The organism is Streptococcus sp. 27098_8_70 (assembly GCF_041432215.1).
Classification (GTDB): domain Bacteria; phylum Bacillota; class Bacilli; order Lactobacillales; family Streptococcaceae; genus Streptococcus; species Streptococcus oralis_CP.
Genome location: NZ_JAPVZD010000001.1, coordinates 167,186 through 193,030 on the forward strand (window position 1 = coordinate 167,186; position 25,845 = coordinate 193,030).

The 25,845-nt window shown below is 41.4% G+C and carries 22 protein-coding genes and 1 tRNA gene; 20 read left to right on the plus strand and 3 right to left on the minus strand.

Annotated elements, in window-relative coordinates; all coding sequences use genetic code 11:
• Positions 1-75: 75 nt before the first annotated feature.
• The 20 genes from lepA to O3655_RS00895 all read left to right on the plus strand — a co-directional run bounded on the left by lepA (position 76) and on the right by O3655_RS00895 (position 23,832).
• Positions 76-1,899, plus strand: a complete 1,824-nt coding sequence (gene lepA / locus O3655_RS00800; RefSeq protein ID WP_001047194.1) for a translation elongation factor 4 — start codon at positions 76-78, stop codon at positions 1,897-1,899.
• 144 nt (positions 1,900-2,043) lie between these two features.
• Entirely contained in the window at positions 2,044-2,667 is a 624-nt protein-coding gene (locus O3655_RS00805; protein WP_000734762.1) for a hypothetical protein, read from the plus strand.
• Between the two features lie 83 nt (positions 2,668-2,750).
• A complete protein-coding gene (dprA, locus tag O3655_RS00810) occupies positions 2,751-3,599 on the plus strand; it encodes a DNA-processing protein DprA (RefSeq protein WP_308696984.1) in 849 nt (282 codons plus the stop codon).
• A gap of 117 nt (positions 3,600-3,716) precedes the next feature.
• Positions 3,717-5,804, plus strand: coding sequence for a type I DNA topoisomerase (topA, locus tag O3655_RS00815; protein ID WP_042902188.1), 2,088 nt, complete (start codon positions 3,717-3,719; stop codon positions 5,802-5,804).
• A 106-nt stretch (positions 5,805-5,910) separates the two neighbouring features.
• Complete coding sequence (locus tag O3655_RS00820) at positions 5,911-6,270, plus strand: YbaN family protein (protein WP_001220359.1); 360 nt, start codon at positions 5,911-5,913, stop codon at positions 6,268-6,270.
• A gap of 93 nt (positions 6,271-6,363) precedes the next feature.
• Positions 6,364-6,996, plus strand: a complete 633-nt coding sequence (locus O3655_RS00825) for a copper homeostasis protein CutC (protein WP_308696985.1) — start codon at positions 6,364-6,366, stop codon at positions 6,994-6,996.
• 43 nt (positions 6,997-7,039) lie between these two features.
• On the plus strand, positions 7,040-7,696 hold the full coding sequence (locus O3655_RS00830) for an MmcQ/YjbR family DNA-binding protein (RefSeq protein ID WP_268711237.1): 657 nt from the start codon (positions 7,040-7,042) through the stop codon (positions 7,694-7,696).
• Positions 7,697-8,010: 314 nt separating this feature from the next.
• Positions 8,011-9,573 carry a 2-isopropylmalate synthase gene (locus O3655_RS00835; RefSeq protein WP_049479352.1) on the plus strand — a complete coding sequence of 521 codons (1,563 nt, stop codon included), beginning with the start codon at positions 8,011-8,013 and terminating at the stop codon, positions 9,571-9,573.
• Positions 9,574-9,584: 11 nt separating this feature from the next.
• Positions 9,585-10,622 (plus strand): 3-isopropylmalate dehydrogenase, encoded by a 1,038-nt coding sequence (leuB, locus tag O3655_RS00840; protein WP_125453470.1) that lies wholly within the window; start codon positions 9,585-9,587, stop codon positions 10,620-10,622.
• Complete coding sequence (locus O3655_RS00845; protein WP_217970815.1) at positions 10,619-10,888, plus strand: DUF1294 domain-containing protein; 270 nt, start codon at positions 10,619-10,621, stop codon at positions 10,886-10,888. The genes leuB and O3655_RS00845 overlap by 4 nt, the downstream gene beginning before the upstream one ends.
• 3 nt (positions 10,889-10,891) lie before the next feature.
• The gene (gene leuC / locus O3655_RS00850) at positions 10,892-12,274 is read left to right on the plus strand and encodes a 3-isopropylmalate dehydratase large subunit (RefSeq protein WP_371641098.1); all 1,383 of its coding nucleotides are present in this window, start codon (positions 10,892-10,894) and stop codon (positions 12,272-12,274) included.
• A gap of 9 nt (positions 12,275-12,283) precedes the next feature.
• Positions 12,284-12,877, plus strand: coding sequence for a 3-isopropylmalate dehydratase small subunit (leuD, locus tag O3655_RS00855; protein ID WP_000410622.1), 594 nt, complete (start codon positions 12,284-12,286; stop codon positions 12,875-12,877).
• A 26-nt stretch (positions 12,878-12,903) separates the two neighbouring features.
• Complete coding sequence (locus O3655_RS00860) at positions 12,904-13,683, plus strand: L-threonylcarbamoyladenylate synthase (protein ID WP_247954471.1); 780 nt, start codon at positions 12,904-12,906, stop codon at positions 13,681-13,683.
• A gap of 152 nt (positions 13,684-13,835) precedes the next feature.
• Complete coding sequence (locus tag O3655_RS00865; RefSeq protein ID WP_070657590.1) at positions 13,836-15,764, plus strand: McrB family protein; 1,929 nt, start codon at positions 13,836-13,838, stop codon at positions 15,762-15,764.
• Positions 15,751-17,055 (plus strand): McrC family protein, encoded by a 1,305-nt coding sequence (locus O3655_RS00870; protein WP_070657592.1) that lies wholly within the window; start codon positions 15,751-15,753, stop codon positions 17,053-17,055. The genes O3655_RS00865 and O3655_RS00870 overlap by 14 nt, the downstream gene beginning before the upstream one ends.
• 169 nt (positions 17,056-17,224) lie before the next feature.
• Positions 17,225-18,211 (plus strand): GMP reductase, encoded by a 987-nt coding sequence (locus tag O3655_RS00875; RefSeq protein WP_070657594.1) that lies wholly within the window; start codon positions 17,225-17,227, stop codon positions 18,209-18,211.
• A 68-nt stretch (positions 18,212-18,279) separates the two neighbouring features.
• Positions 18,280-18,351 (plus strand) — tRNA-Arg (locus O3655_RS00880).
• 182 nt (positions 18,352-18,533) lie between these two features.
• Positions 18,534-19,232, plus strand: coding sequence for a ribonuclease III (rnc, locus tag O3655_RS00885; RefSeq protein WP_000661472.1), 699 nt, complete (start codon positions 18,534-18,536; stop codon positions 19,230-19,232).
• Positions 19,223-22,762 (plus strand): chromosome segregation protein SMC, encoded by a 3,540-nt coding sequence (smc, locus tag O3655_RS00890; RefSeq protein ID WP_070657596.1) that lies wholly within the window; start codon positions 19,223-19,225, stop codon positions 22,760-22,762. Before rnc ends, smc begins: the two co-directional genes overlap by 10 nt.
• 143 nt (positions 22,763-22,905) lie before the next feature.
• Positions 22,906-23,832: a bifunctional riboflavin kinase/FAD synthetase gene (locus O3655_RS00895; protein ID WP_070657598.1), complete on the plus strand. Its 927-nt coding sequence runs from the start codon at positions 22,906-22,908 to the stop codon at positions 23,830-23,832.
• An 82-nt stretch (positions 23,833-23,914) separates the two neighbouring features.
• Here O3655_RS00895 and O3655_RS00900 read toward each other — a convergent pair whose 3' ends face one another.
• Genes O3655_RS00900 through O3655_RS00910 form a run of 3 tightly spaced genes read right to left on the minus strand, consistent with a single transcriptional unit; the run spans position 23,915 to position 25,764 of the window.
• Positions 23,915-24,730 carry a TIGR03943 family protein gene (locus O3655_RS00900; protein WP_308696988.1) on the minus strand — a complete coding sequence of 272 codons (816 nt, stop codon included), beginning with the start codon at positions 24,728-24,730 and terminating at the stop codon, positions 23,915-23,917.
• Positions 24,727-25,632, minus strand: a complete 906-nt coding sequence (locus O3655_RS00905) for a permease (protein ID WP_000151876.1) — start codon at positions 25,630-25,632, stop codon at positions 24,727-24,729. The genes O3655_RS00900 and O3655_RS00905 overlap by 4 nt, the downstream gene beginning before the upstream one ends.
• Positions 25,633-25,764 carry an SPJ_0845 family protein gene (locus O3655_RS00910; protein ID WP_000268696.1) on the minus strand — a complete coding sequence of 44 codons (132 nt, stop codon included), beginning with the start codon at positions 25,762-25,764 and terminating at the stop codon, positions 25,633-25,635.
• Positions 25,765-25,845: the final 81 nt, after the last annotated feature.

Below are 25,845 nucleotides of genomic sequence, written 5' to 3' on the forward strand. Positions count from 1 at the left end.
TCCTAGCAGGGTATGGTCTTGTCAAAATGTTAAAAACAATTTATAATTAATAGATACCCTGAAAGGAAGAGCATCATGAACTTAGAAGAATTAAAAAAACGACAGGAGAAGATTCGAAACTTCTCTATTATCGCCCATATTGACCATGGGAAATCAACGCTAGCAGACCGCATTTTGGAAAAGACGGAGACGGTTTCTAGTCGTGAAATGCAAGCCCAACTTCTGGATAGTATGGATCTTGAGCGTGAACGTGGGATTACCATTAAACTCAATGCCATTGAGCTTAATTACACTGCGAAAGATGGTGAGACCTATATTTTCCACTTGATTGACACACCTGGGCACGTGGACTTTACCTATGAAGTGTCGCGTTCACTAGCAGCCTGTGAAGGAGCAATTTTGGTGGTTGATGCGGCCCAAGGGATTGAAGCACAAACACTTGCCAACGTTTATCTAGCATTGGATAATGATTTGGAAATCTTGCCCGTCATTAACAAGATTGATCTACCAGCAGCTGATCCAGAGCGTGTGCGTACAGAGATTGAGGATGTCATTGGACTAGATGCCAGCGAAGCGGTCCTGGCTTCAGCCAAAGCTGGTATTGGTATTGAAGAGATTCTTGAGCAGATCGTTGAAAAAGTGCCAGCTCCAACTGGTGATGTTTCAGCTCCATTAAAAGCCTTAATTTTTGACTCAGTTTATGATGCTTATCGTGGGGTTATCCTGCAAGTGCGTGTTATGGACGGAGTGGTTAAACCTGGCGATAAGATTCAGCTCATGAGCAATGGCAAGATCTTTGATGTGACGGAGGTCGGTATTTTCACGCCGAAAGCAGTTGGTCGTGATTTTCTTGCGACTGGTGACGTTGGTTATATTGCGGCTTCTATCAAGACGGTTCAAGATACGCGCGTGGGTGATACAGTTACTCTAGCAAGCAATCCAGCGGCAGAACCGCTAGATGGATACAAGCAGATGAATCCTATGGTCTTTGCGGGTCTTTATCCAATCGAATCAAACAAGTACAATGACCTTCGTGAAGCCCTTGAAAAATTGCAGCTCAACGATGCCAGCCTGCAGTTTGAACCAGAAACATCTCAGGCCCTTGGATTTGGTTTCCGTTGTGGATTCCTTGGACTTCTCCATATGGATGTTATCCAAGAGCGTTTAGAGCGCGAGTTCAATATTGACCTCATCATGACAGCTCCGTCTGTTATCTATAAGGTTAACCAAACTGACGGTGAGTCTATGGATGTGTCTAACCCCTCTGAATTTCCAGATCCGACTAAGATCGCGACCATTGAAGAACCTTATGTCAAGGCGCAAATCATGGTACCGCAGGAGTTTGTCGGAGCAGTTATGGAATTAGCTCAACGCAAACGTGGGGACTTTGTGACCATGGACTATATTGATGACAATCGTGTCAATGTTATCTATCAAATTCCACTTGCTGAAATCGTCTTTGACTTTTTTGATAAGCTCAAGTCTTCGACACGTGGTTATGCAAGCTTTGACTATGAATTGTCAGAGTACCGTCCATCTAAGCTGGTCAAAATGGACATCCTTCTCAATGGTGATAAGGTCGATGCCCTTAGCTTTATCGTTCACAAGGACTTTGCCTACGAACGTGGGAAACTCATCGTTGATAAGCTCAAGAAAATCATCCCTCGCCAACAATTTGAAGTGCCGATTCAAGCAGCTATTGGACACAAAATTGTGGCTCGTACGGATATCAAGGCCCTTCGTAAAAACGTACTTGCCAAGTGTTATGGTGGTGACGTTTCTCGTAAGCGTAAACTTCTTGAAAAACAAAAAGCTGGTAAGAAACGCATGAAAGCTATCGGATCAGTAGAAGTCCCACAAGAAGCCTTCCTTAGCGTCTTAAGCATGGATGAAGAATAGAAATAGAAAACAAAACTCTTGAAGATTTTTCAAGAGTTTTTGCTTTAAATGAGAGCGATAAAATCGGAAACTAATAGAATTGATTAGGTTAAAATTTGACAGAAGTCCTTATTTTTCTTATAATGCAGATGGAAAGGTGGTAGGATGAAAAAATTATTAATTTTAGGTACTGTAGTTACTGCTAGTGTTTTTCTAGCTTCATGCTCTAATAAATCGCAAACAGCAACCGAAGAAAGTTCGTCTGCAGTTGTTAGTTCTTCTAGCAGTCAGGAAACGAGTAGCTCTAGCTCTACTGTTTCCGAAGCGAAGAAGGAAGAGACTCAAATCATCGGTTCGAATGAATATGGTTTTGTCAAGGTACCCAAATCTTGGGTTCGATTTCATGAAGTAGAAGGTGGAAACGATATACAGTATTGTGATGGAACAGATATCAACATTGTTACGTTAAATACCTTCAAGGCTGAGCAGTTTAATATCAGCGAAGAAGAATATGCTAAACTGGATGTAGTGACTGTCTCATCTAGTATTTTAACTTCCAAAGAACAAAGCTCTGATTTCAGTAAGGTTTGGGGCTCCAAATCGACCATTGGAGGTTATGAAGCCTATGTTGTCAATGCAATTGCTAAGTCAGGTAAATACCTCGTTACTTGGGTTTTCCGATCAAATGATGGTAAAATCCGCTATGTTTCACTTGAAGGGGATGGGGAAACTTTAAAAACAATCTTACCGATGGTTGAAAGTAGCTGGTCAACTACTAAAGCTGAATAAATGAAAAAAAGAAGATCCTTGGTCTTCTTTTTATTTTTTTTTTACGAATAGATAGATGAGTAGCAAAAGAAACGGGGTTGTATATGAAGATTACAAACTATGAGATTTACAAATTGAGAAAAGCTGGGCTGACCAATCAACAAATTTTAAATGTTCTTGAATACGACGAGACTGTAGATCAGGAGCTCTTGCTAGGTGACATTGCAGAAATATCTGGATGCCGTAATCCTGCTGTCTTTATGGAACGCTATTTCCAGATAGATGATGCACAGTTGGAGAAGGAGTTTCAGAAATTTCCATCCTTCTCGATTCTTGATGACTGTTATCCTTGGGATCTGAGTGAGATTTATGATGCTCCAGTGCTCTTGTTTTATAAAGGGAATCTAGATTTATTGAAATTTCCAAAGGTTGCTGTTGTAGGGAGTCGTTCATGTTCGAGTCAGGGAGCAAAGTCGGTTCAGAAAGTCATTCAAGGTTTGGAAAACGAGTTAATCGTGGTCAGTGGTTTAGCCAAAGGGATTGATACGGCTGCCCATATGGCTGCACTCCAGAATGGAGGAAGAACGATTGCCGTCATTGGAACAGGCTTGGATGTTTTCTATCCCCGTGCCAATAAACGTTTGCAAGAACACATTGGCAATCACCATTTGGTACTTAGCGAATACGGACCAGGTGAAGAACCCTTGAAATTTCACTTTCCAGCTCGTAATCGCATCATTGCTGGCCTTTGCCGTGGTGTGATCGTCGCAGAGGCAAGAATGCGTTCTGGGAGTCTCATTACCTGTGAACGTGCCATGGAGGAAGGACGCGATGTTTTTGCCATTCCAGGGAACATTCTTGATGGCCATTCAGATGGTTGCCACCACTTGATCCAAGAGGGGGCAAAGTTAGTCACAAGTGGTCAAGATGTGCTGGCAGAGTTTGAATTTTAAGGAGAAATTTGTTCACTCAGATAAACTTTTCTTCTATATATAGAAGTTAAGTCTTGACAGCTATAGAAAAATGGTTTACACTTTATAAAGTTTATTACTTTGAAAAGGTGTGATAGTGTGGCTACGGCAACAAAGAAGAAAAAATCAACAGTTAAAAAAAATCTAGTCATCGTGGAGTCGCCTGCCAAGGCGAAAACGATTGAGAAATATCTAGGCAGAAATTACAAGGTTTTAGCCAGTGTCGGGCATATCCGTGATTTGAAAAAATCCAGTATGTCAGTCGACATTGAAAATAACTATGAACCGCAGTATATCAATATCCGAGGCAAAGGCCCTCTCATTAATGACTTGAAAAAGGAAGCTAAAAAGGCCAATAAAGTCTTTCTGGCGAGTGACCCGGACCGTGAAGGAGAAGCAATTTCCTGGCATTTGGCTCATATCCTTGATTTGGATGAGAATGATGCCAACCGTGTAGTTTTTAATGAAATCACTAAAGACGCAGTAAAAAATGCCTTTAAAGAACCTCGCAAGATTGATATGGACTTGGTCGACGCCCAACAAGCTCGTCGTGTCTTGGACCGCTTGGTAGGGTATTCAATTTCGCCAATTTTGTGGAAAAAGGTCAAGAAGGGCTTATCAGCAGGACGCGTGCAGTCTGTTGCCCTTAAGCTCATCATTGATCGTGAAAATGAAATCAATGCCTTCCAACCAGAAGAATACTGGACAATTGATGGAGTCTTTAAGAAGGGAACCAAGCAATTTCAAGCTTCTTTCTATGGTATGAATGGCAAAAAGATGAAATTGACCACCAACGAAGAAGTCAAAGAAGTCTTGTCCCATTTGACTAGCAAAGATTTCACAGTAGACCAGGTAGATAAGAAAGAGCGCAAACGCAATGCGCCCCTACCCTATACGACTTCAACCATGCAGATGGATGCGGCTAACAAAATCAATTTCCGTACTCGAAAGACCATGATGGTGGCCCAGCAGCTTTATGAAGGAATCAATATCGGATCAGGCGTGCAAGGTTTGATTACCTATATGCGTACAGACTCGACTCGTATCAGCCCTGTGGCTCAGAACGAAGCGGCAAGCTACATTAACAACCGTTTTGGTAGCAAGTATTCCAAGCATGGTAGCAAGGTCAAGAATGCCTCAGGTGCTCAGGATGCCCACGAAGCCATTCGTCCATCTAGTGTCTTTAATACACCAGAAAGCATCGCTAAGTACTTGGACAAAGACCAGCTCAAGCTCTATACCCTTATCTGGAACCGTTTTGTAGCTAGCCAGATGACGGGAGCTATTTTTGATACCATGGCTGTTAAGCTCTCTCAAAATGGGGTTCAGTTTGCGGCAAATGGTAGTCAAGTTAAGTTTGATGGTTATCTTGCTATCTACAATGACTCTGACAAGAACAAGATGTTGCCAGATATGGCTGTTGGAGATGTGGTCAAGCAGGTCAATAGCAAGCCAGAACAACATTTCACTCAACCGCCAGCTCGCTATTCGGAAGCGACTCTTATCAAGACATTGGAAGAAAATGGAGTTGGCCGTCCGTCAACCTACGCTCCGACCATTGAAACCATCCAAAAACGTTACTACGTTCGTCTGGCTGCTAAACGTTTTGAACCGACAGAACTGGGAGAAATTGTTAACAAGCTCATCGTTGAATACTTCCCAGACATCGTCAATGTGACCTTCACAGCTGAAATGGAAGGAAAACTGGATGATGTCGAGGTTGGAAAAGAGCAGTGGCAACGTGTTATTGACGCCTTTTACAAACCATTCTCTAAAGAAGTAGCTAAGGCTGAATCTGAAATGGAAAAAATCCAGATCAAGGATGAGCCAGCTGGATTTGACTGTGAGGTTTGTGGCAGTCCAATGGTGATTAAGCTCGGTCGTTTTGGTAAATTCTATGCTTGTAGCAATTTCCCAGACTGCCGTCACACACAAGCTATTGTCAAAGAGATTGGAGTCGAGTGTCCAAACTGTCATCAAGGACAAATCATCGAACGAAAAACCAAGCGTAATCGTATCTTCTATGGTTGCAATCGCTATCCAGAATGTGAATTTACTTCCTGGGACAAACCAATTGGACGTGATTGTCCAAAATGCGGACACTTCCTTGTGGAGAAAAAGGTCCGTGGCGGTGGTAAACAGGTTGTATGTAGTAATGGCGACTACGAAGAGGAAAAAATTAAATAAAATGCAGAGTCCTGAAAATAAATTTCAGGCTCTTTTTACTTGAAGCTTGACAAATTTCCTCACTTTGTGGGAAACTAGTATAAGATTATTTCAATTAGGAGAAGACATGCGTATTATTTACCTAAGTATTGGTTTTATTTCTTTAGCCTTGGCTCTTGTTGGGGTTGTCTTGCCCCTCTTGCCAACAACGCCCTTCCTTTTGCTATCAATTGCTTGCTTTTCCAAGTCTTCAAAGAGATTTGAAGACTGGCTTTATCATACAAAGCTTTATCAGACCTATGTAGCTGACTTTCGGGAAACCAAGTCAATAGCGCGAGAACGAAAGAAAAAAATCATCGTATCTATCTATATCTTGATGGGAATTTCTATTTATTTTGCCCCTCTTTTGCCAGTCAAAATCGGTCTAGGAGCCTTGACTATCTTTATCACCTACTATCTCTTTAAAGTTATTCCTGACAAAGAATAGATAAAAATAGTAGTTATTTGCCTTGATAAAAATGAAAGCATATTTAAAACAATATGATATAATAAATTTAAAGAAAACATCAAGGAGAATCAAATGATTTACGAATTTTGTGCTGAAAATGTGACCTTGCTTGAAAAAGCGATGCAGGCTGGAGCTCGTCGAATCGAACTTTGTGACAATCTAGCAGTAGGAGGAACAACACCTAGCTATGGAGTGACCAAGGCAGCGGTTGAACTGGCAGCTAACTACGACACCACCATCATGACTATGATTCGTCCCCGTGGTGGGGACTTTGTCTATACTGATCTTGAAATAGCAATCATGCTAGAAGACATTCGTTTAACTGCACAAGCTGGAAGTCAAGGTGTTGTATTTGGGGCTTTAACTGCTGATAAGAAGTTGGATAAGGCTAATCTTGAAAAGTTGATTGCCACATCTAAAGGAATGGAAATTGTCTTTCACATGGCCTTTGATGAATTGAGTGATGAAGACCAGTTGGAAGCCATTGACTGGCTCAGCCAAGCCGGAGTCGCTCGTATCTTAACTCGTGCTGGTGTGTCTGGAGACTCGCTAGAGAAACGTTTCGCTCATTATCACAGAATTTTGGAACATGCTAAAGGTAAAATTGAAATTCTACCAGGTGGGGGGATTGACTTGGATAACCGTCAAACCTTTATCGACCAGCTGGGTGTGACGCAACTTCACGGTACTAAGGTTGTCTTTTAAAAAATAGAAAGGAACTGCTAGCTTTTGGTAGCAGTTTTCACTTATGTTTGAAATTTTTAAATCCTATCAGTTTAATAAAGAAAAAGCACATGCCTATGGTTTTGTGGAAAATGGGGAAGTCTGGACCTATAGTTGCCAGATTTTGCAAGGTGACTTTTCCATGACAGTCTCTATCACTCCTGACAATGTGAGTTTTCAGGTTTTTGATCAGGAAACGGGTGACCACTATCCTCAAGTACATATGGAAAGTATGCGGGGAAGTTTTGTCGGAAGTGTTCGTGAGGCTTGTTTGGAGATTCTTTACCAGATTCGGAAGGCTTGCTTTGATGTACAGGATTTTATCTGCCCTCAGACTAAGCGTATCATGGTTCAAGTTCAGAAAAAATATGGTAATCAATTGGAGTATCTTTGGGAGAAATCGCCTGATACAGCAGTGTTAAGACATGAAGGCAATCAAAAGTGGTATGCTGTTGTGATGAGAATTCCTTGGGATAAGCTGGAAAAGGGCAGAGAAGGGCTAGTCGAAGCAGTCAACCTCAAACACGACCAAGTAGCTGACCTGTTTTCAAAAAAAGGCATTTATCCAGCCTTTCATATGAACAAACGCTACTGGCTTAGTCTGGCGCTTGATGATAGTTTGCAAGATGAAGAAGTGTTAGAACTCATCGAAAAAAGTTGGAACTTGACTGTGAAAAAATAAGGAAAGTTACTTGACTTTTCAAATACTTTCAATTAGCAAAATATTCTTTACTGAAGAAATTTTCAGAAAATAATGGATTTTTTCTTGACAAGTGTTTTTAGCTATGCTAAAATACTAAACAAGATATCAAACGAAGGAGAAAGTCAAACATGAAAACAGCTAAGTTTAATCAATTTGCTTTGTTGTTGAGGTACTCGGGCTAGTGCAAAAGCATTAGTCCTGTTTGGCTTACCAAGCGGGAGTAAATCAACATCTCGCTTGGGCTTCTAAGCGAGATGTTTTTTTAAAACCACATTTGGAAAAGGGGAAATCTTATGCGTAAAGTTGAATTTTTTGATACAAGCCTTCGTGATGGGGAGCAAACACCTGGTGTTAACTTCTCAATAAAGGAAAAAGTTTCCATTGCAAGACAGCTGGAGAAATGGGGAATTTCTGTAATTGAAGCTGGTTTTCCGGCTGCTAGTCCAGATTCATTTATAGCCGTTCAAGAAATTGCTAGAGCCATGAAAAAAACAGCAGTGACAGGATTAGCTCGTTCTGTAAAATCTGATATTGATGCTTGTTATGAGGCGCTTAAGGATGCCAAGTATCCACAAATTCATGTCTTTATCGCTACCAGTCCGATTCACCGCAAGTATAAGCTCAATAAAAGCAAGGAAGAGATTTTAGAAGCTATCAAGGAACATGTTTCTTATGCTCGTTCTAAGTTTGAAATCGTCGAATTCTCTCCTGAAGATGCGACTAGAACAGAGTTGGATTTCCTCTTGCAAGTCGTTCAAACAGCGGTCGATGCAGGTGCATCTTATATCAATATCCCTGACACAGTTGGCTTTACGACTCCAGAAGAGTTTGCACGTATCTTTGATCACTTGACTGAAAATATTAAATCAGATCATAAAGTTGTCTTTGGTGTCCACTGTCACGATGATCTCGGTATGGCAACTGCAAATACTTTGACAGCAATTAAACACGGTGCTGGACGTGTCCAGGGAACTATTAATGGTATCGGTGAACGCGCAGGTAATGTTGCTCTTGAAGAAGTAGCTGTTGCTTTGAAGATTCGTGAGGATTTCTTCCAAGCAACTAGTGATATTGTTTTGGATGAAACAATGAATACGTCAGAAATGGTTTCTCGCTTCTCGGGTATTCCAGTTCCTAAAAACAAGGCTGTGGTTGGTGGTAATGCCTTCTCTCATGAATCGGGCATTCACCAAGATGGAGTCCTTAAAAATCCTCTTACTTATGAAATCATCACACCTGAATTGGTCGGTGTTAAGAGTAATAGCCTTCCACTTGGTAAATTGTCTGGTCGCCATGCCTTTGTTGAAAAACTAAGAGAATTAGCCCTAGATTTTACAGAAGAGGATATCAAACCACTCTTCGCTAAGTTCAAGGCACTAGCGGACAAGAAACAAGAAATCACGGATGCAGATATTCGAGCTCTGGTAGCTGGAACCATGGTTGAAAATCCAGAAGGCTTCCACTTTGATGATTTACAACTTCAAACTCATGCAGATAATGACATTGAAGCGCTCGTTAGTCTGGCTAATATGGATGGTGAAAAAGTCGAATTCAATGCGACAGGGCAAGGTTCCGTTGAAGCAATCTTTAACGCTATCGATAAGTTCTTTAACCAATCTGTCCGCTTGGTGTCCTATACCATTGATGCTGTAACAGATGGAATCGATGCCCAAGCTCGGGTTTTGGTCACTGTTGAAAACAGAGATACCGAAACCATCTTTAACGCAGCAGGTCTTGATTTCGATGTATTGAAGGCTTCCGCTATTGCCTATATTAATGCCAATACTTTTGTTCAAAAAGAGAATGCAGGTGAGATGGGGCATAGCGTTTCCTACCGAGACATGCCTAGTGTGTAAAGGAGAAGGCTATGACAAAGAAAATAGTAGCTCTAGCAGGGGATGGAATCGGTCCAGAAATCATGGAAGCTGGTTTAGCGGTTCTGGAAGCTCTAGCTTCAAAAACAGGATTTGACTATGAGATAGACAGACGCCCCTTTGGAGGTGCGGGTATTGATGCTGCGGGGCATCCCTTACCTGATGAAACCCTCAAGGCATGTAGAGAAGCAGATGCTATTCTCCTTGCGGCTATCGGTAGTCCCCAGTATGATGGGGCGGCGATTCGGCCTGAACAAGGCTTGCTAGCTCTTCGTAAGGAACTCAATCTCTATGCCAATATTAGGCCTGTAAAAATTTTTGAGAGTCTCAAGCATTTGTCACCACTCAAATCGGAACGAATTGCTGGGGTAGACTTTGTCGTGGTGCGTGAGTTGACAGGCGGGATTTACTTTGGAGAACATATCCTTGAAGAGCGCAAAGCGCGTGATATCAACGACTATAGCTATGAGGAAGTAGAGCGGATTATTCGCAAGGCATTTGAAATCGCAAGAAGTCGCAGAAAAATCGTTACTAGTATCGATAAGCAAAATGTTCTAGCAACATCAAAACTCTGGCGCAGAGTAGCTGAGGAAGTCGCGCAAGATTTCCCAGATGTGACCTTGGAGCACCAGTTGGTGGACTCAGCTGCCATGCTCATGATTACCAATCCTGCTAAGTTTGATGTCATCGTGACAGAGAATCTTTTCGGAGATATCTTATCTGATGAATCAAGCGTTCTATCTGGCACGCTTGGAGTCATGCCATCGGCTAGTCATTCTGAAAAAGGTCCAAGTCTTTATGAACCTATTCATGGTTCGGCACCTGATATTGCAGGTCAAGGAATTGCCAATCCTATCTCTATGGTTTTATCAGTGGCCATGATGTTGAGAGATAGCTTTGGACGTCATGAGGATGCAGAGCGTATCGAGCGTGCTGTTGAAGCTAGTTTAGCGGCTGGCATTTTAACAAGAGATATTGGAGGACAGGCTTCAACCAAGGAAATGACAGAAGCCATCATTGAAAGATTATGAAGATAAATGAAGGAATCACGCTTGCCCTCTTGATTTGCAATTTGCTGATTTTCTTGATTTATGGCATTGACAAATCCAAGGCAAGAAGAGGTGCTTGGCGCGTCCCAGAGAAAATCTTACTCATTTTAGCCCTTACTTGTGGTGGTTTTGGTGCCTGGTTGGCAGGAATCACCTTTCACCACAAGACTAGAAAATGGTACTTTAAAACAGTTTGGTTTCTCGGGATGGTGACCACACTAGTAGCCTTATATTTTATTTGGAGGTAATGGATGGCAGGAAAATCGATTTTTGATAAATTATGGGACCGTCATGTCATCACAGGAGAAGAAGGGCAGCCCCAACTCATGTATGTGGATCAGCACTATATTCATGAAGTGACCAGTCCCCAAGCTTTTCAAGGATTACGAGATGCAGGTCGCAGATTGAGACGGCCAGACTTGACATTTGGAACTTTTGATCATAATGTACCAACGGTCAATATCTACGATATTCGAGATGTTATTTCTAAGGCTCAAATTGATAAGCTCGCTGAAAATGTTGAGGAGTTTGGGATTGAACATGCGGCCCACGGGTCTGAAAAGCAGGGAATCGTTCACATGGTTGGTCCAGAAACAGGACGGACGCAACCAGGAAAATTCATCGTCTGTGGAGACAGTCATACAGCTACTCACGGAGCTTTCGGAGCTATCGCTTTTGGGATTGGAACCAGTGAGGTCGAGCATGTCTTTGCTACCCAGACCCTCTGGCAAGTTAAACCCAAGAAAATGTTGGTAGAATTCACTGGTGTTGCTCAAAAAGGAGTTTATTCCAAGGATTACATTCTCGCCTTGATTGCCAAGTATGGCGTTGCTTGTGGTGTAGGCTATGTGGTGGAATATCGTGGGCAAGCGATTGATGCTCTGACCATGGAAGAGCGAATGACCATCTGCAATATGTCCATCGAGTTTGGTTCTAAGATGGGGATCATGAATCCGGATCAGACCACCTATGATTATCTCAAAGGACGAGAATGTGTTCCAGAGGATTTCGAAGAGGCTGTGGCGGATTGGAAAACAATTGTCAGTGATGATGATGCTGTTTACGATAAGGTTATCCAGATGGATGTCTCAGACTTGGCTCCCATGGTGACCTGGGGGACCAATCCTGCTATGGGCGTTGACTTTGACAGTAGCTTCCCAGAAATTAAGGATATGAACGATGAACGTGCTTATCATTACATGGACTTGGAGCCTGGTCAAAAGCCAGCGGATATTGAACTAGGTTATATCTTTATCGGGTCTTGTACCAATGCTCGACTCAGTGACTTACAGCTGGCTGCGCGATTTGTCAAAGGGAAGAAAATTGCTCCCAATCTAACAGCAATTGTAGTGCCAGGATCGCGTCCTGTCAAACGAGCTGCGGAGAAGTTGGGCTTGGATAAAGTATTCTTAGACGCTGGCTTTGAGTGGAGAGACCCAGGTTGCTCTATGTGCTTAGGGATGAATCCGGACAAGGTTCCTGATGGGGTTCACTGTGCCTCAACCAGCAACCGTAACTTTGAAGACAGACAGGGATTTGGCGCTAAGACCCATCTTTGCAGTCCAGCTATGGCAGCTGCGGCGGCTATCGCAGGGCGCTTCGTAGATGTTCGGCAAATGCCAGAGGCCCAGTAAGGAGAGGATATGGAGAAATTTACAGTTTATACGGGAACGACCGTTCCTCTCATGAATGATAACATTGACACTGACCAAATCCTCCCCAAGCAGTTTCTCAAGTTAATTGATAAGAAAGGCTTTGGTAAGTACCTCATGTATGCTTGGCGTTATTTGGACGATAAGTATACTGAGGATCCAGACTTTGTCTTTAACCGACCTGAATATCGTAAAGCCAGTATCCTCATCTCAGGGGATAACTTTGGGGCAGGTTCTTCAAGGGAACACGCAGCTTGGGCTCTAGCCGACTATGGTTTTAAGGTCGTGATTGCAGGATCTTTCGGGGACATTCATTACAATAATGAACTCAATAATGGTATGTTGCCTATTGTTCAGCCTAGGGAGGTTAGAGAAAAGCTAGCCCAACTCAAACCGACCGACCAGGTAACTGTAGACTTGGAACAACAAAAAATCATCTCACCAGTTGGAGAATTCACTTTCGAAATTGATAGCGAATGGAAACACAAGCTCTTAAATGGTTTGGATGATATCGGTATTACTTTGCAGTATGAAGATTTGATTGCTGCCTATGAAAAACAACGACCAGCCTACTGGCAGGAATAGAAAAATAGAAAAGGAAATATAGAACTATGACAAAACACATTCAATGGAACGGTACACTTTCACAAGAAGGCTATGACATTTTAAAAGGTGAGGGCGGATGTATCGTTTGCCCTACAAAAGTTGGTTACATTATCATGACGAGCGATAAGGCAGGTCTTGAACGCAAATTTGAAGCTAAAGAGCGTAACCGTAACAAACCAGGTGTTGTACTTTGTGGTAGCATGGACGAGCTACGTGCTTTAGCACAACTCAACCCAGAAATTGAAGCCTTCTACCAAAAACATTGGGACGAAGACATTCTCCTAGGTTGTATCCTTCCTTGGAAACCAGAAGCTTTTGAAAAACTCAAAGCATACGGTGATGGCCGTGAAGAACTCATGACTGACGTTCGTGGTACTAGCTGTTTTGTCATCAAGTTTGGTAAATCTGGTGAACAACTGGCTGCTAAACTTTGGGAAGAAGGTAAAATGGTCTATGCCTCATCAGCTAACCCATCTGGAAAAGGAAACCGTGGTAAGGTGGAAGGTATCGGGGAACGGATCGAAGGAGCAGTGGATCTTGTCATTGAAGCAGACGACTATGTGGCATCTATCCAACCTGACAAAACGATTGAAACTCGCTACGAGCAAGGTGTGATGGTATCTATGGTTGATAAAGATGGTAAGCTCATCCCAGAACAAGGAGGAGACCGTTCAATCTCACCAGCACCAGTCGTTATCCGCAAAGGGCTTGACATTGATAAAATCATGATGCATTTGTCAGATACCTTTAACTCATGGGACTACCGCCAGGGTGAGTATTATTAAGATAAAAAAGAAGTCTAGTGTTATGAGGGAATAAAACCCTCTACTCTAGGCTTTTTCTTTAGAAATTCTTTTCTTTTTATATAGGATATGATATTCTATATATAAAATATATAGTTTTATATTCGAACATTATTATAAAAGGAGTAAGATTGATGTTGAAAAGAAAAGTTAGTCTGGAAGATTTTTATGACTGGTACCAAGAAAATAAAATAAGATTAAGAGAAGATGCATCTAAATATAGTATTTACAATGAACAATTACGTGAAGAATTTCTTAAAGAGTGGCCACTTGATAGAATTTTAACCATGTCTATTGATGATTATGTTATTGGGAAAGGTGCTAAAAGTAATTCTTTTTGCTATAGTCTTGAGAGGGGTAAATACAAATCTTTATTTTTAGGTATTGGCGGAGGAGGCTCTTCAAAATTTGGTATTTATTGGAATGAGGATAGCCAAAGCTATAAAAATCAAGCTAATAAAATCATTCCTATATCTGAATTGGAGCAACGTTTTAATAAACTAAAAAGAGATCTGTATCAGATTATTCAAATCGGTAGTAAACTTGATTTTGACAATCCTATATTTGATATGAAAAAGTCAACAAATGAATTTATTAGTCGTTCTGCTGTGGTGACAAAACTACTTTGTATTTATTCTGAGAATCCTTCTTTTTTAGGAGTAAATATGAATAGTCAAAATGAATTTTGGAATAGGTTGATTCCCCAAAGCAATCAAGGAGGACCCTATCGTCAGAATCATGAGATTTTTAAACTGTTTTCTAAAACATATCCTGAACTAGAATCTTCAATGTTGGGTAGTATTTTATTTGAGTATTCAAAAGATATTATAGACAGTGATAATAAGCAAGGAGAGAAAGAAATGTCTGAACAAAATAATATTCATCATCCCTTGAGTAATATCTTGTTACAATCCAAAAACCTCATCCTCCGTGGTGCTCCTGGCACAGGAAAAACTTATCTTGCTAAAGAAATTGCTAAAGAATTAACGGATGGTAACGAAGAAGACCAAATCGACTTTGTACAATTTCACCCATCCTATGATTATACTGATTTTGTAGAGGGGTTGAGACCGGTATCAAATGGGGATGGAGCTATTGAGTTTAAGCTACAGGATGGTATTTTTAAAGATTTTTGTCAGAAAGCAAAAGAAGCCCAATTGATTGGAGGACAAGATAATTTTGATGAGGCTTGGGATTCTTACTTAGAATATATAAATGTTGCTGAAGAAAAAGAATATATAACAAAAACATCTTACTTATCTGTTAATAGTAGACAAAATTTGTCAGTAAATTATGATAGTGGTGTTCCAGGATGGTCACTACCTCGCAAATATGTTTACGAGTTGTATAAAGATAAAAATTATAATAAGCAAGAATACTACAAAAGTGGTGGAAAAACTGTCCTAGAAACATTGAGAAAGAGATTTGGTTTGAAAGACTATGTTTCCCCAACAGAAATTGATACTGATAAGAAATTCGTCTTCATCATCGATGAAATCAATCGTGGAGAGATTTCAAAGATTTTTGGTGAACTCTTTTTCTCTATTGACCCTGGTTATCGTGGTGAAAAGGGAAGTGTTTCTACCCAATATGCTAATTTACATGAGACTGATGACAAGTTTTATATTCCTGAGAATGTCTACATCATCGGAACAATGAATGATATTGACCGTTCAGTAGATACCTTTGATTTTGCTATGCGTCGTCGTTTCCGTTTTGTTGAAGTTACTGCCGAGAGTCAAGTTGGTATGCTTGATGACGTGCTTGGTGATAAAGCCGAAGAAGCAAAAACTCGTCTAAGAAACTTGAATGCTGCTATCGAAAACGTTCAAGAGCTAAATAGTCATTATCATATCGGACCAAGTTATTTCCTTAAGTTGCAGGATGTGGATTTTGACTATGAGTTACTCTGGTCTGATTACCTCAAACCTCTATTGGAAGATTACTTACGTGGTTCTTATGAGGAGGCCGAAACTCTGGATACATTGAAAAAAGCATTTGATCTGACAAATAACGAGCAAACAGTTCAGCAAGATACTGGTGATAATGATGCGTATAACTGATAATCAGCATAAAATTGCTAAAGAAGACTTTGTAGCAGAATATCCCAAACTAAGTCAAGCGCTTCTTGATAGAACACTGGATAACCTTTCTCGAGAGGACCGTATCTTTATTTTCCCGAATGATTTGATAAATTCTCTTGATTTAGATAAGGACCAAAAGATTTTGGAAACAGTTAATCAGGAAATCAAGACAGGAAACGTGATTGGTTTTCTTGGATATGGTCAGGAAAGATTAACGATTGCCTCTCGTTTTTCTGATGAAAGTAACGACCATTTTTTGCATTATCTCTTACAAAAGGTTCTCAATATCAATCTGACTAGTTTGGATGTCGGTCTATCTCTAGAGGATAAACTCTATCAGCTTTTGATTTACCTCTTTCCCAAGTATTTACAAGCTGCTCTCAGAAAAGGTCTTTATAAGGAATACCAGAGATTTTCTCATAACGACAGTCATGTAAAGGGAGCCGTTGATGTAGGAAATCATCTTAAGAAAAATCTTCCTTTTACGGGAAATATTGCCTATACAACAAGAGAGTTTACCTATGATAATCCACTCATGCAGTTGATTCGGCATACGATTGAGTACATAAAGATTCAAAAAAGTTTTGGAGCACTACTTGATAGTAATCGTGAAAATATAACTGAAATTACTCGTGCAACTCCAGCTTATAAACTAGCTGATCGTGCTAAGATTATCAGAATGAATAAAATCAAACCCATCCGACACGCCTACTTCAGAGAGTACAGAAAGTTACAGGAACTCTGCTTGATGATTCTGAGTAGAGAAAAGCATGGTCTTGGCCCTCAATCTCAAAGGGTACATGGTATTCTCTTTGATGTTGCCTGGCTTTGGGAAGAGTATGTTCACAGCTTGTTGCCAAAAGGTTTCATCCATCCACGAAATAAAGATAAGACGGACGGAATTTCAGTATTTTCTGTTGGGAAACGAAAGGTATATCCAGATTTTTATGACAGAGAACGAAAGATTGTTCTAGATGCAAAATATAAGAAACTGGAGTTCACTGAAAAAGGAATCAACCGTGAGGACTTATTCCAGCTGATTTCCTATTCTTATATTTTAGAAGCTGAGAAAGCTGGTCTTGTTTTTCCGAGCAAGCACAAGGTTGTTGATAATGAGATAGGAAAGCTAGCAGGTTATGGAGCTTTGTTGAAGAAATTGTCTATCCATATTCCTCAGAATGCTTCATCTTATAATGAATTTTGTGAAATGATGGAAAGCTCCGAAGCGATTTTTAAAAGAAATATTGATAAGGAAGTGGGGAGAAACTAATCTCCTCACTTTTTATATTTAAATTATAAAAACCGAACATTATTGTTTTATAATTAAAATTATTTGACAAAAACTGTACTTTAGTTTATAATAAATCAAGGAAACGTCGGAAAAGGCGTAGGGATGCGCAAGCATAGGTAGGTCATTACAAAAGAAACGAGACAGCGATATGTTAAATGAATTTCCAATTTTTGATTACGAAGATATTCAGTTGATCCCAAATAAATGTGTCATTAAAAGCCGTGCAGAAGCAGACACAAGCGTCACACTTGGAAATCACACTTTCAAATTACCTGTTGTACCAGCCAACATGCAGACGATTTTGGATGAGGATGTTGCAGAGCAACTTGCTAAAGGCGGTTACTTTTACATTATGCATCGTTTTGATGAGGCTGGGCGCATTCCTTTTATCAAACGCATGCACGATCAAGGGCTCATTGCTTCTATTTCAGTCGGTGTCAAGGATTACGAGTATGATTTTGTTAGCCAACTCAAGGCTGATGCTCCTGAGTATATCACGATTGACATTGCTCATGGACATGCAGATAGCGTGATTTCTATGATTCAACACATTAAGAAAGAATTACCAGATACGTTTGTCATTGCTGGTAACGTGGGAACACCAGAAGCTGTGCGTGAATTGGAAAATGCCGGTGCGGATGCGACTAAGGTCGGAATCGGTCCTGGTAAGGTTTGTATCACCAAGGTCAAGACTGGTTTTGGTACAGGTGGTTGGCAATTGGCTGCCCTACGTTGGTGTGCTAAGGCTGCGCGTAAACCGATCATTGCTGATGGTGGGATTCGTACTCATGGTGATATTGCTAAGTCTATCCGTTTCGGTGCCAGCATGGTCATGATCGGTTCCCTTTTTGCAGGACACATCGAAAGCCCAGGGAAAACGATTGAAGTTGATGGCGAACAGTTCAAAGAATACTATGGTTCAGCTTCTCAATATCAAAAAGGAGCATATAAAAATGTGGAAGGCAAACGCATTTTGCTTCCTACCAAAGGGCATTTGCAAGACACCCTTACTGAGATGGAGCAGGACTTACAAAGTGCTATTTCCTACGCAGGTGGACGCAGAATTGCTGACCTTAAACATGTTGATTATGTTATCGTGAAAAACTCTATCTGGAACGGGGATGCATCCCACTAATGGACGCTTAGTCTACCCATAAAAAAACTTGTTATTAGAGCAAATTTCTGTTATAATAAGACAAGTTTCCACCCTTAGTGTAATGGATATCACGTAAGATTCCGGTTCTTGAGATGGGGGTTCGATTCCCTCAGGGTGGATGTAAAAAGCCTATGAAAGCCTTAAATAAGGCTTTTTTCTTTATCTCGCCCCAAGTTTATCCCTAAAATTGAAATTGTCTTCTAAAAAATGCTCAATTCCCCTCTAGTCCCGTTTTAAAGTGACTAAGGGGGCTTTTTTTGATATAATAAGAAGGACTGTTATCAGTTAGAAAGAGGTTGGTATGAAAGAATTACAAACTGTACTAAAGAAGCGTTTTGCAATCGAATTTGCAGACAAAAACTTACTGGAAACGGCCTTTACTCATACGAGTTATGCCAATGAGCACCGCCTCTTAAAAATTTCACACAATGAGCGCTTGGAATTTTTAGGAGACGCTGTTCTGCAATTATTGATTTCAGAATATCTGTATAAAAAATATCCTAAGAAACCAGAGGGAGATTTGTCTAAACTCCGTGCTATGATTGTCCGTGAGGAGAGTTTGGCTGGTTTTGCGCGTGATTGCCAGTTTGATCAGTTTATCAAGCTAGGAAAAGGAGAAGAAAAGTCTGGTGGGCGCAATCGTGACACCATTCTTGGAGATGCCTTTGAAGCTTTTTTGGGAGCATTGCTTTTGGACAAGGATGTTGCTAGAGTAAAAGAGTTCATCTATCAGGTCATGATTCCCAAGGTTGAAGCAGGTGACTTTGAAATGATTAAGGATTACAAGACACACCTGCAAGAGTTGCTCCAGGTCAATGGAGATGTGGATATTCGCTACCAGGTGACCTCTGAGACGGGGCCTGCCCATGACAAGGTTTTTGATGTAGAAGTTCTGGTTGAGGGCAAGAGTATCGGAAAAGGTCAAGGTCGTTCTAAAAAATTGGCTGAGCAAGAGGCCGCTAAAAATGCAGTTGAGAAAGGGCTGGATTCATGTATTTAAAGGAGATTGAGATTCAGGGATTCAAGTCCTTTGCTGACAAGACCAAGGTCGTATTTGACCAAGGCGTGACAGCTGTCGTTGGACCCAATGGTTCTGGGAAGTCAAATATCACAGAAAGTTTGCGATGGGCCTTGGGTGAGTCTAGTGTCAAGAGTCTTCGTGGTGGCAAGATGCCGGACGTTATCTTTGCTGGAACTGAAAGTCGCAAACCACTCAATTATGCCTCTGTTGTCGTGACCTTGGACAATGAAGATGGTTTTATTAAGGATGCAGGGCAAGTCATTAAGGTAGAACGCCATATCTACCGTAGTGGAGATAGCGAGTATCGAATTGATGGCAAGAAAGTTCGCTTGCGTGATATTCATGACCTCTTCTTGGATACCGGTTTGGGTCGGGATTCCTTCTCCATCATTTCCCAAGGGAAGGTTGAGGAAATTTTTAACTCCAAACCCGAAGAACGCCGTGCTATTTTTGAAGAAGCTGCTGGAGTTTTAAAATACAAGACTCGTCGAAAAGAAACAGAAAGCAAACTGCAACAAACTCAAGACAATCTCGACCGCTTAGAGGATATTATCTATGAATTGGACAATCAAATCAAGCCCCTTGCAAAACAAGCCGAGAATGCGCGCAAGTTTCTCGACTTGGATGGTCAACGCAAGGCGATTTACTTGGATGTACTGATTGCTCAAATCAAGGAAAACAAGTCTGAACTAGAGCTAACAGAAGACGAGCTAACGCAGGTTCAGGAACTCTTGACCAGTTATTACCAAAAACGTGAAGAGTTAGAAGAGGAAAATCAAACTCTTAAAAAGAAACGCCAAGATCTCCAAGCTCAAATGGCTAAAGACCAAGGGAGCTTAATGGATTTGACTAGTTTGATCAGTGACTTAGAGCGAAAACTAGCCTTGTCTAAACTGGAATCTGAGCAGGTAGCCCTCAATCAACAAGAAGCACAAACCCGTTTGGCGACTTTGGAAGATAAGAGAAAGGCTCTGAGTAAAGAAAAATCTGAAAAAGAAGCGAACTTGGAACAGTTAGAGGAAAGTCTAGCTGAAAACAACAAGGAACTCAATCGTTTAGAAGCGGAGTTGTTGGCATTTTCAGATGATCCTGACCAAATGATCGAGCTCCTGCGTGAACGTTTTGTTGCGCTTTTACAAGAAGAAGCGGATGTCTCAAACCAACTGACCCGCATCGAGAATGAGTTGGAAAACAGCCGTCAGCAGTCTCAAAAACAAGCTGATCAACTTGAGAAACTGAAAGAACAACTGGCTACAGCTAGAGAAAAGGCCAGTCAACAGCAGGCTGAGCTTGAAACTGCCAAGGAGCAGGTTCAGAAATTATTGGCTGACTACCAAGCTAGTGCCAAGGAACAAGAGGAGCAGAAAGTTTCTTACCAAGCCCAGCAGAGCCAACTCTTTGATCGTCTAGACAGTCTCAAAAACAAGCAGGCTAGAGCCCAGAGTTTGGAAAACATCCTAAAAAATCATAGTAATTTTTATGCGGGTGTTAAGAGTGTTCTTCAAGAAAAAGCCCGTCTTGGTGGGATCATTGGTGCAGTCAGTGAACATTTGACCTTTGATGTGCATTATCAAACTGCCCTAGAGATTGCGCTTGGAGCTAGCAGTCAGCATATCATCGTAGAAGATGAAAACGCGGCAACAAAGGCGATTGATTTCCTCAAGCGCAATAGAGCTGGTCGTGCGACCTTTCTTCCATTGACGACTATCAAAGCTCGTACGATTTCTAGTCAGAATCAAGATGCTATCGCAGCAAGTCCAGGATTTCTGGGAATGGCAGATGAGTTGGTGTCGTTTGATAAGAGACTAGAAGCCATTTTCAAAAACTTGCTAGCCACAACGGCTATCTTTGATACCGTAGAACATGCCCGTACGGCAGCTCGTCAAGTTCGTTACCAGGTTCGTATGGTGACGCTTGATGGTACCGAATTGCGTACAGGTGGTTCCTACGCGGGTGGTGCCAATCGTCAAAACAACAGTATTTTCATCAAGCCAGAGCTGGAACAATTACAAAAAGAAATTGCTGAAGAAGAAGCTGACTTGCGGTCAGAAGAAGCGAGTTTGAAGACCTTGCAAGATGAGATGGCGGTATTGGCAGAAAGATTAGAAGCCATCAAATCTCAGGGTGAGCAAGCTCGTATTCAGGAGCAAGGTTTGTACCTCGCTTATCAACAAACCAATCAGCAGGTCGAAGAACTGGAAACGCTTTGGAAACTTCAAGAAGAGGAATTAAATCGCCTATCTGAAGGAGATTGGCAAGCGGACAAGGAAAAATGCCAAGAGCGCCTTGCAACTATCGCCAGTGAAAAGCAAAATCTGGAAGCTGAGATTGAAGAGATTAAGTCTAACAAAAACGCTATTCAAGAACGTTATCAAAACTTGCAGGAACAAGTAGCGCAAGCACGCTTGCTTAAGTCAGAACTGCAAGGACAAAAGCGGTATGAAGTGACTGATATTGAACGACTAAGTAAGGAATTGGATAATCTGGATCTCGAACAAGAGGAAATTCAGCGCCTTCTCCAAGAAAAGGTTGATAATCTTGAGAAAGTGGATACGGATTTGCTAAGTCAGCAGGTGGAAGAGGCCAAAACTCAGAAAGCCAATCTTCAACAAGGTCTGATTCGCAAGCAGTTTGAATTGGATGATATCGAGGGTCAGCTGGATGATATTGCCAGCCATTTGGATCAGGCTCGTCAGCAGAATGAAGAGTGGATTCGTAAACAAACACGTGCTGAAGCCAAAAAGGAAAAGGTCAGTGAACGCTTGCGCTATCTACAAGCTCAATTAACTGACCAGTACCAGATCAGCTACACTGAGGCTCTAGAAAAAGCACATGAGTTGGAAGATCTCAATCTGGCAGAGCAAGAGGTTAAAGATCTTGAGAAAGCTATTCGCTCACTCGGTCCAGTCAATTTGGATGCTATTGAACAGTACGAAGAAGTCCACAATCGTTTGGATTTCCTCAATAGCCAGCGTGATGATATTTTGTCTGCGAAAAACCTGCTCCTTGAGACCATCACAGAGATGAATGATGAGGTTAAGGAACGCTTTAAATCAACCTTTGAGGCGATTCGTGAGTCCTTTAAAGTGACCTTTAGACAGATGTTTGGTGGAGGTCAGGCAGACTTGATATTAACTGAGGGTGACCTTTTAACAGCTGGTGTGGAGATTTCTGTTCAACCACCAGGTAAGAAAATCCAGTCTCTCAACCTCATGAGTGGTGGTGAAAAAGCCCTATCTGCTCTGGCTCTGCTCTTCTCCATTATCCGTGTTAAGACCATTCCTTTTGTTATCTTGGACGAGGTAGAGGCTGCGCTAGACGAAGCCAATGTCAAACGTTTTGGGGATTACCTTAACCGCTTTGACAAGGATAGTCAGTTCATCGTCGTAACCCACCGTAAGGGGACGATGGCGGCAGCGGATTCTATCTATGGAGTGACCATGCAAGAATCAGGTGTTTCTAAGATTGTTTCGGTTAAGTTAAAAGATTTAGAAGAAACAATAGACTAGTTACCAAATGATAGCATCTCTTAGGAGGTGCTATTTTTTAAAACTAAAGCCCTAAATTTTCTCTTACGGTCAGTTCAGGCGCAAAAAACGATATTTGGGATTTCCTCTTAGCGAAAAGACTTTCTCTATGATATAATAGTTTCATGATTACAACAGTACCTATTAAGAACGAAAAAGACATTGCAGTACCGGGAAAAACAGTCCTTGTACTAGGTTATTTTGATGGCATCCACAAGGGACATCAGAAACTCTTTGAAGTGGCCAGCAAGGCTTCGATGAAGGATTATCTGCCAGTTGTCGTGATGACCTTTACAGAATCGCCAAAACTTGCCTTACAACCTTACCAACCTGAACTCATGCTTCACATCGTCAATCATGAGGAACGAGAGCACAAGATGAAGTGGCACGGAGTAGAGGCTCTTTTCCTACTTGACTTTAGTAGCAAATTTGCTAGTCTAACGGGTCAAGAATTCTTTGATACCTATGTTCGAGCTTTAAAACCAGCGATTATTGTAGCAGGATTTGACTATACCTTTGGCTCAGATAAGAAAACTGCGGATGACCTGAAGGACTATTTTGATGGAGAGATCATCATTGTTCCTCCAGTTGAGGATGAAAAGGGCAAGATTAGTTCTACACGGATTCGTCAGGCAATTCTTGATGGAGATGTAAAGGAAGTCAAGCATCTGCTCGGCACTCCGCTCCCATCTCGTGGAATGGTCGTTCATGGAAATGCTCGTGGGCGGACTATTGGTTATCCAACAGCCAATCTGGTCCTAAGAGACCGAACTTACATGCCAGCGGACGGTGTTTACGTAGTCGATATCGAAGTGCAACGTCAGAGATATCGTGGCATGGCAAGTGTTGGGAAAAATGTTACTTTCGATGGAGAAGAACCACGTTTTGAAGTCAATATTTTCGACTTTTCAGACGATATTTACGGTGAGACAGTCATGGTCTACTGGCTGGACCGTGTTCGCGATATGGTCAAATTTGACTCCGTAGAGGAATTGGTAGACCAACTCCAGAAAGACGAAGAGATTGCTCGGAACTGGAAGGATGGAGAGTGAGAGTTTGCTATCAATTCGAAAGAGTAGGTAGAATGAAATTCATATAATGGACAAAAAAGTAGCCTGTTCAGGCTACTTTTTATTAAAACACGCGATAGACATAAGGATTTTCTGGTTTGTCTACTTTTGTGAAACTCTCAACCTCTAGTGTTGGGAGTTTTTGTTTGAGCTCTTTATGGTAGTGGAGAGTCAGGGTTCCGCTAGCGGTGATCCAAGTATTGTCAGGATACTGGCGTGAGTTCCCCTTTGTCAAGAGTCCATATACACCAGAATCGGCGATACAGTGGATGATTCCAAAGCGAAAGAGGAACTGGCTATCTGGATGGCTAGGATCGTTATAGACAAAGCCTGTAAATTCGATTTTCTTTCCTTCAAACTCTTGAGGGTAGTCATAGAGAACTTCCATGACCTCCATATAGTTTTCATCAGTGATTTGAATGGTTGGTTGGGTGAGGTATTTGTCAGCTGTAGACCTCATTTCCTTTTCATAAGCAGATTTGGAAAAATAGGTGCTGGTATCGGGTTTGAGGTATTGACTGGATGTTCCTTCGCTTGCCTGAATAGCAGTATCGATTCCCTCAGCAAGTGGGAAATGGTATCCCTTAGCAGACACGGTTCTCGAGTCCAAACTTACTGTCGGAAAGGCAACCCCAATCAACAGAGGTAGTGACAGTAAAAGGAGGCTGATTTGTCTAGCTCGACGACTTTCCATATGGCTGTGAGAGTTGATTTTCTTGATCCAGATATAGAATTGGACCAGAGCCAACAGAAGAGAAAGGACCATTGAGATATAGACTAGATAGGAATAGTGGAGATTGATGTAGTGGCTAAGCTTGCCAGATAGCTGCAGATACAGAGTTAGGGCAAAATAACCCAGTAAAATGAAAAATCGCATCATAGCAACACTCCAAACATGTAAGAATAAAGCAAGACAAGCACTGTCACAATACCCATAAATTGCCAGATGAAGCGCACTTTGAGATAGTGTTTCATCATGAGGAGATTTTTGATATCAAGCATGGGGCCTATGATCAGAAAGGCAAGGACTGGCGCTAGGCCGAAGCTCGAGAGGAGAGAAGCTCCGATAAAGGCGTCCGCCTCGCTACAAAGAGAGAGGAGAAAGGCTAGAAACATGAGCAAGAGAATCGCAAGGACTGGACTTGCACTGATAGAGGTCAAGATCCGAGTCGGGACATAGACCTGCACGATAGCCGCAAAGAGACAGCCAAAGACCAAGTAACGCCCCATATCGAAAAACTCATCAATAGCTTGTATAAAGATCTGAAACACTTTTCTAGCGGGACCCAAGTGTGAAAAGTCATGTTCATGGCAAGCGATAGGATTCTCTTTTTGAATGGGTTCCTTCCAGAAAAATCCTAGGAAAATCCCCAGAATCAAAGCAATCACAATAGCTCCCAGAGCTCGCAAGAAGGCAAGTTTTATTGAATTTCCAAAGGCAGAATATGTGGCGAAAAGAACGATAGGATTGATGATGGGAGCAGTCACCAGAAAAGGAACCGCTGTGTAGCTGGGCACTTTCTTTTCCAGAAAACGATTGATAATCGGAACGATACCACATTCGCAAGAAGGAAAGAGAAAGCCAATGAAGGTACCAAAAAAGATCCTCCCCCAACGATTGCGAGGGAGAAACTCATAAACTTTATCAGGTGTGATATAGACCTCAATCAATCCCGAAATGAGACTCCCAATCAAGACAAAAGGAAGGGCTTCAATCATGATGGAGAGAAAAATAGCTCCCGCTTGTAATACACTAGGAGGAAGAGATTGGAAAATCGTCATCTATTTTTTCTTCTCAACTTTTTCTTTTTTATCTTTGTCATCTGGAAAAGTGACTTGTGTTAAGTCAGGAAGTTTTGCGAATTCTTCAAACATCTTGTCCAAGTCATCCGTTTTTGTAAATTTAACAGCCATGGGCCTACCTCTTTTCTACATTCTACCTCTATTATACTATTATTTTCTTGAAAAGGGATTATTTTGATAATCAAAGAGGTA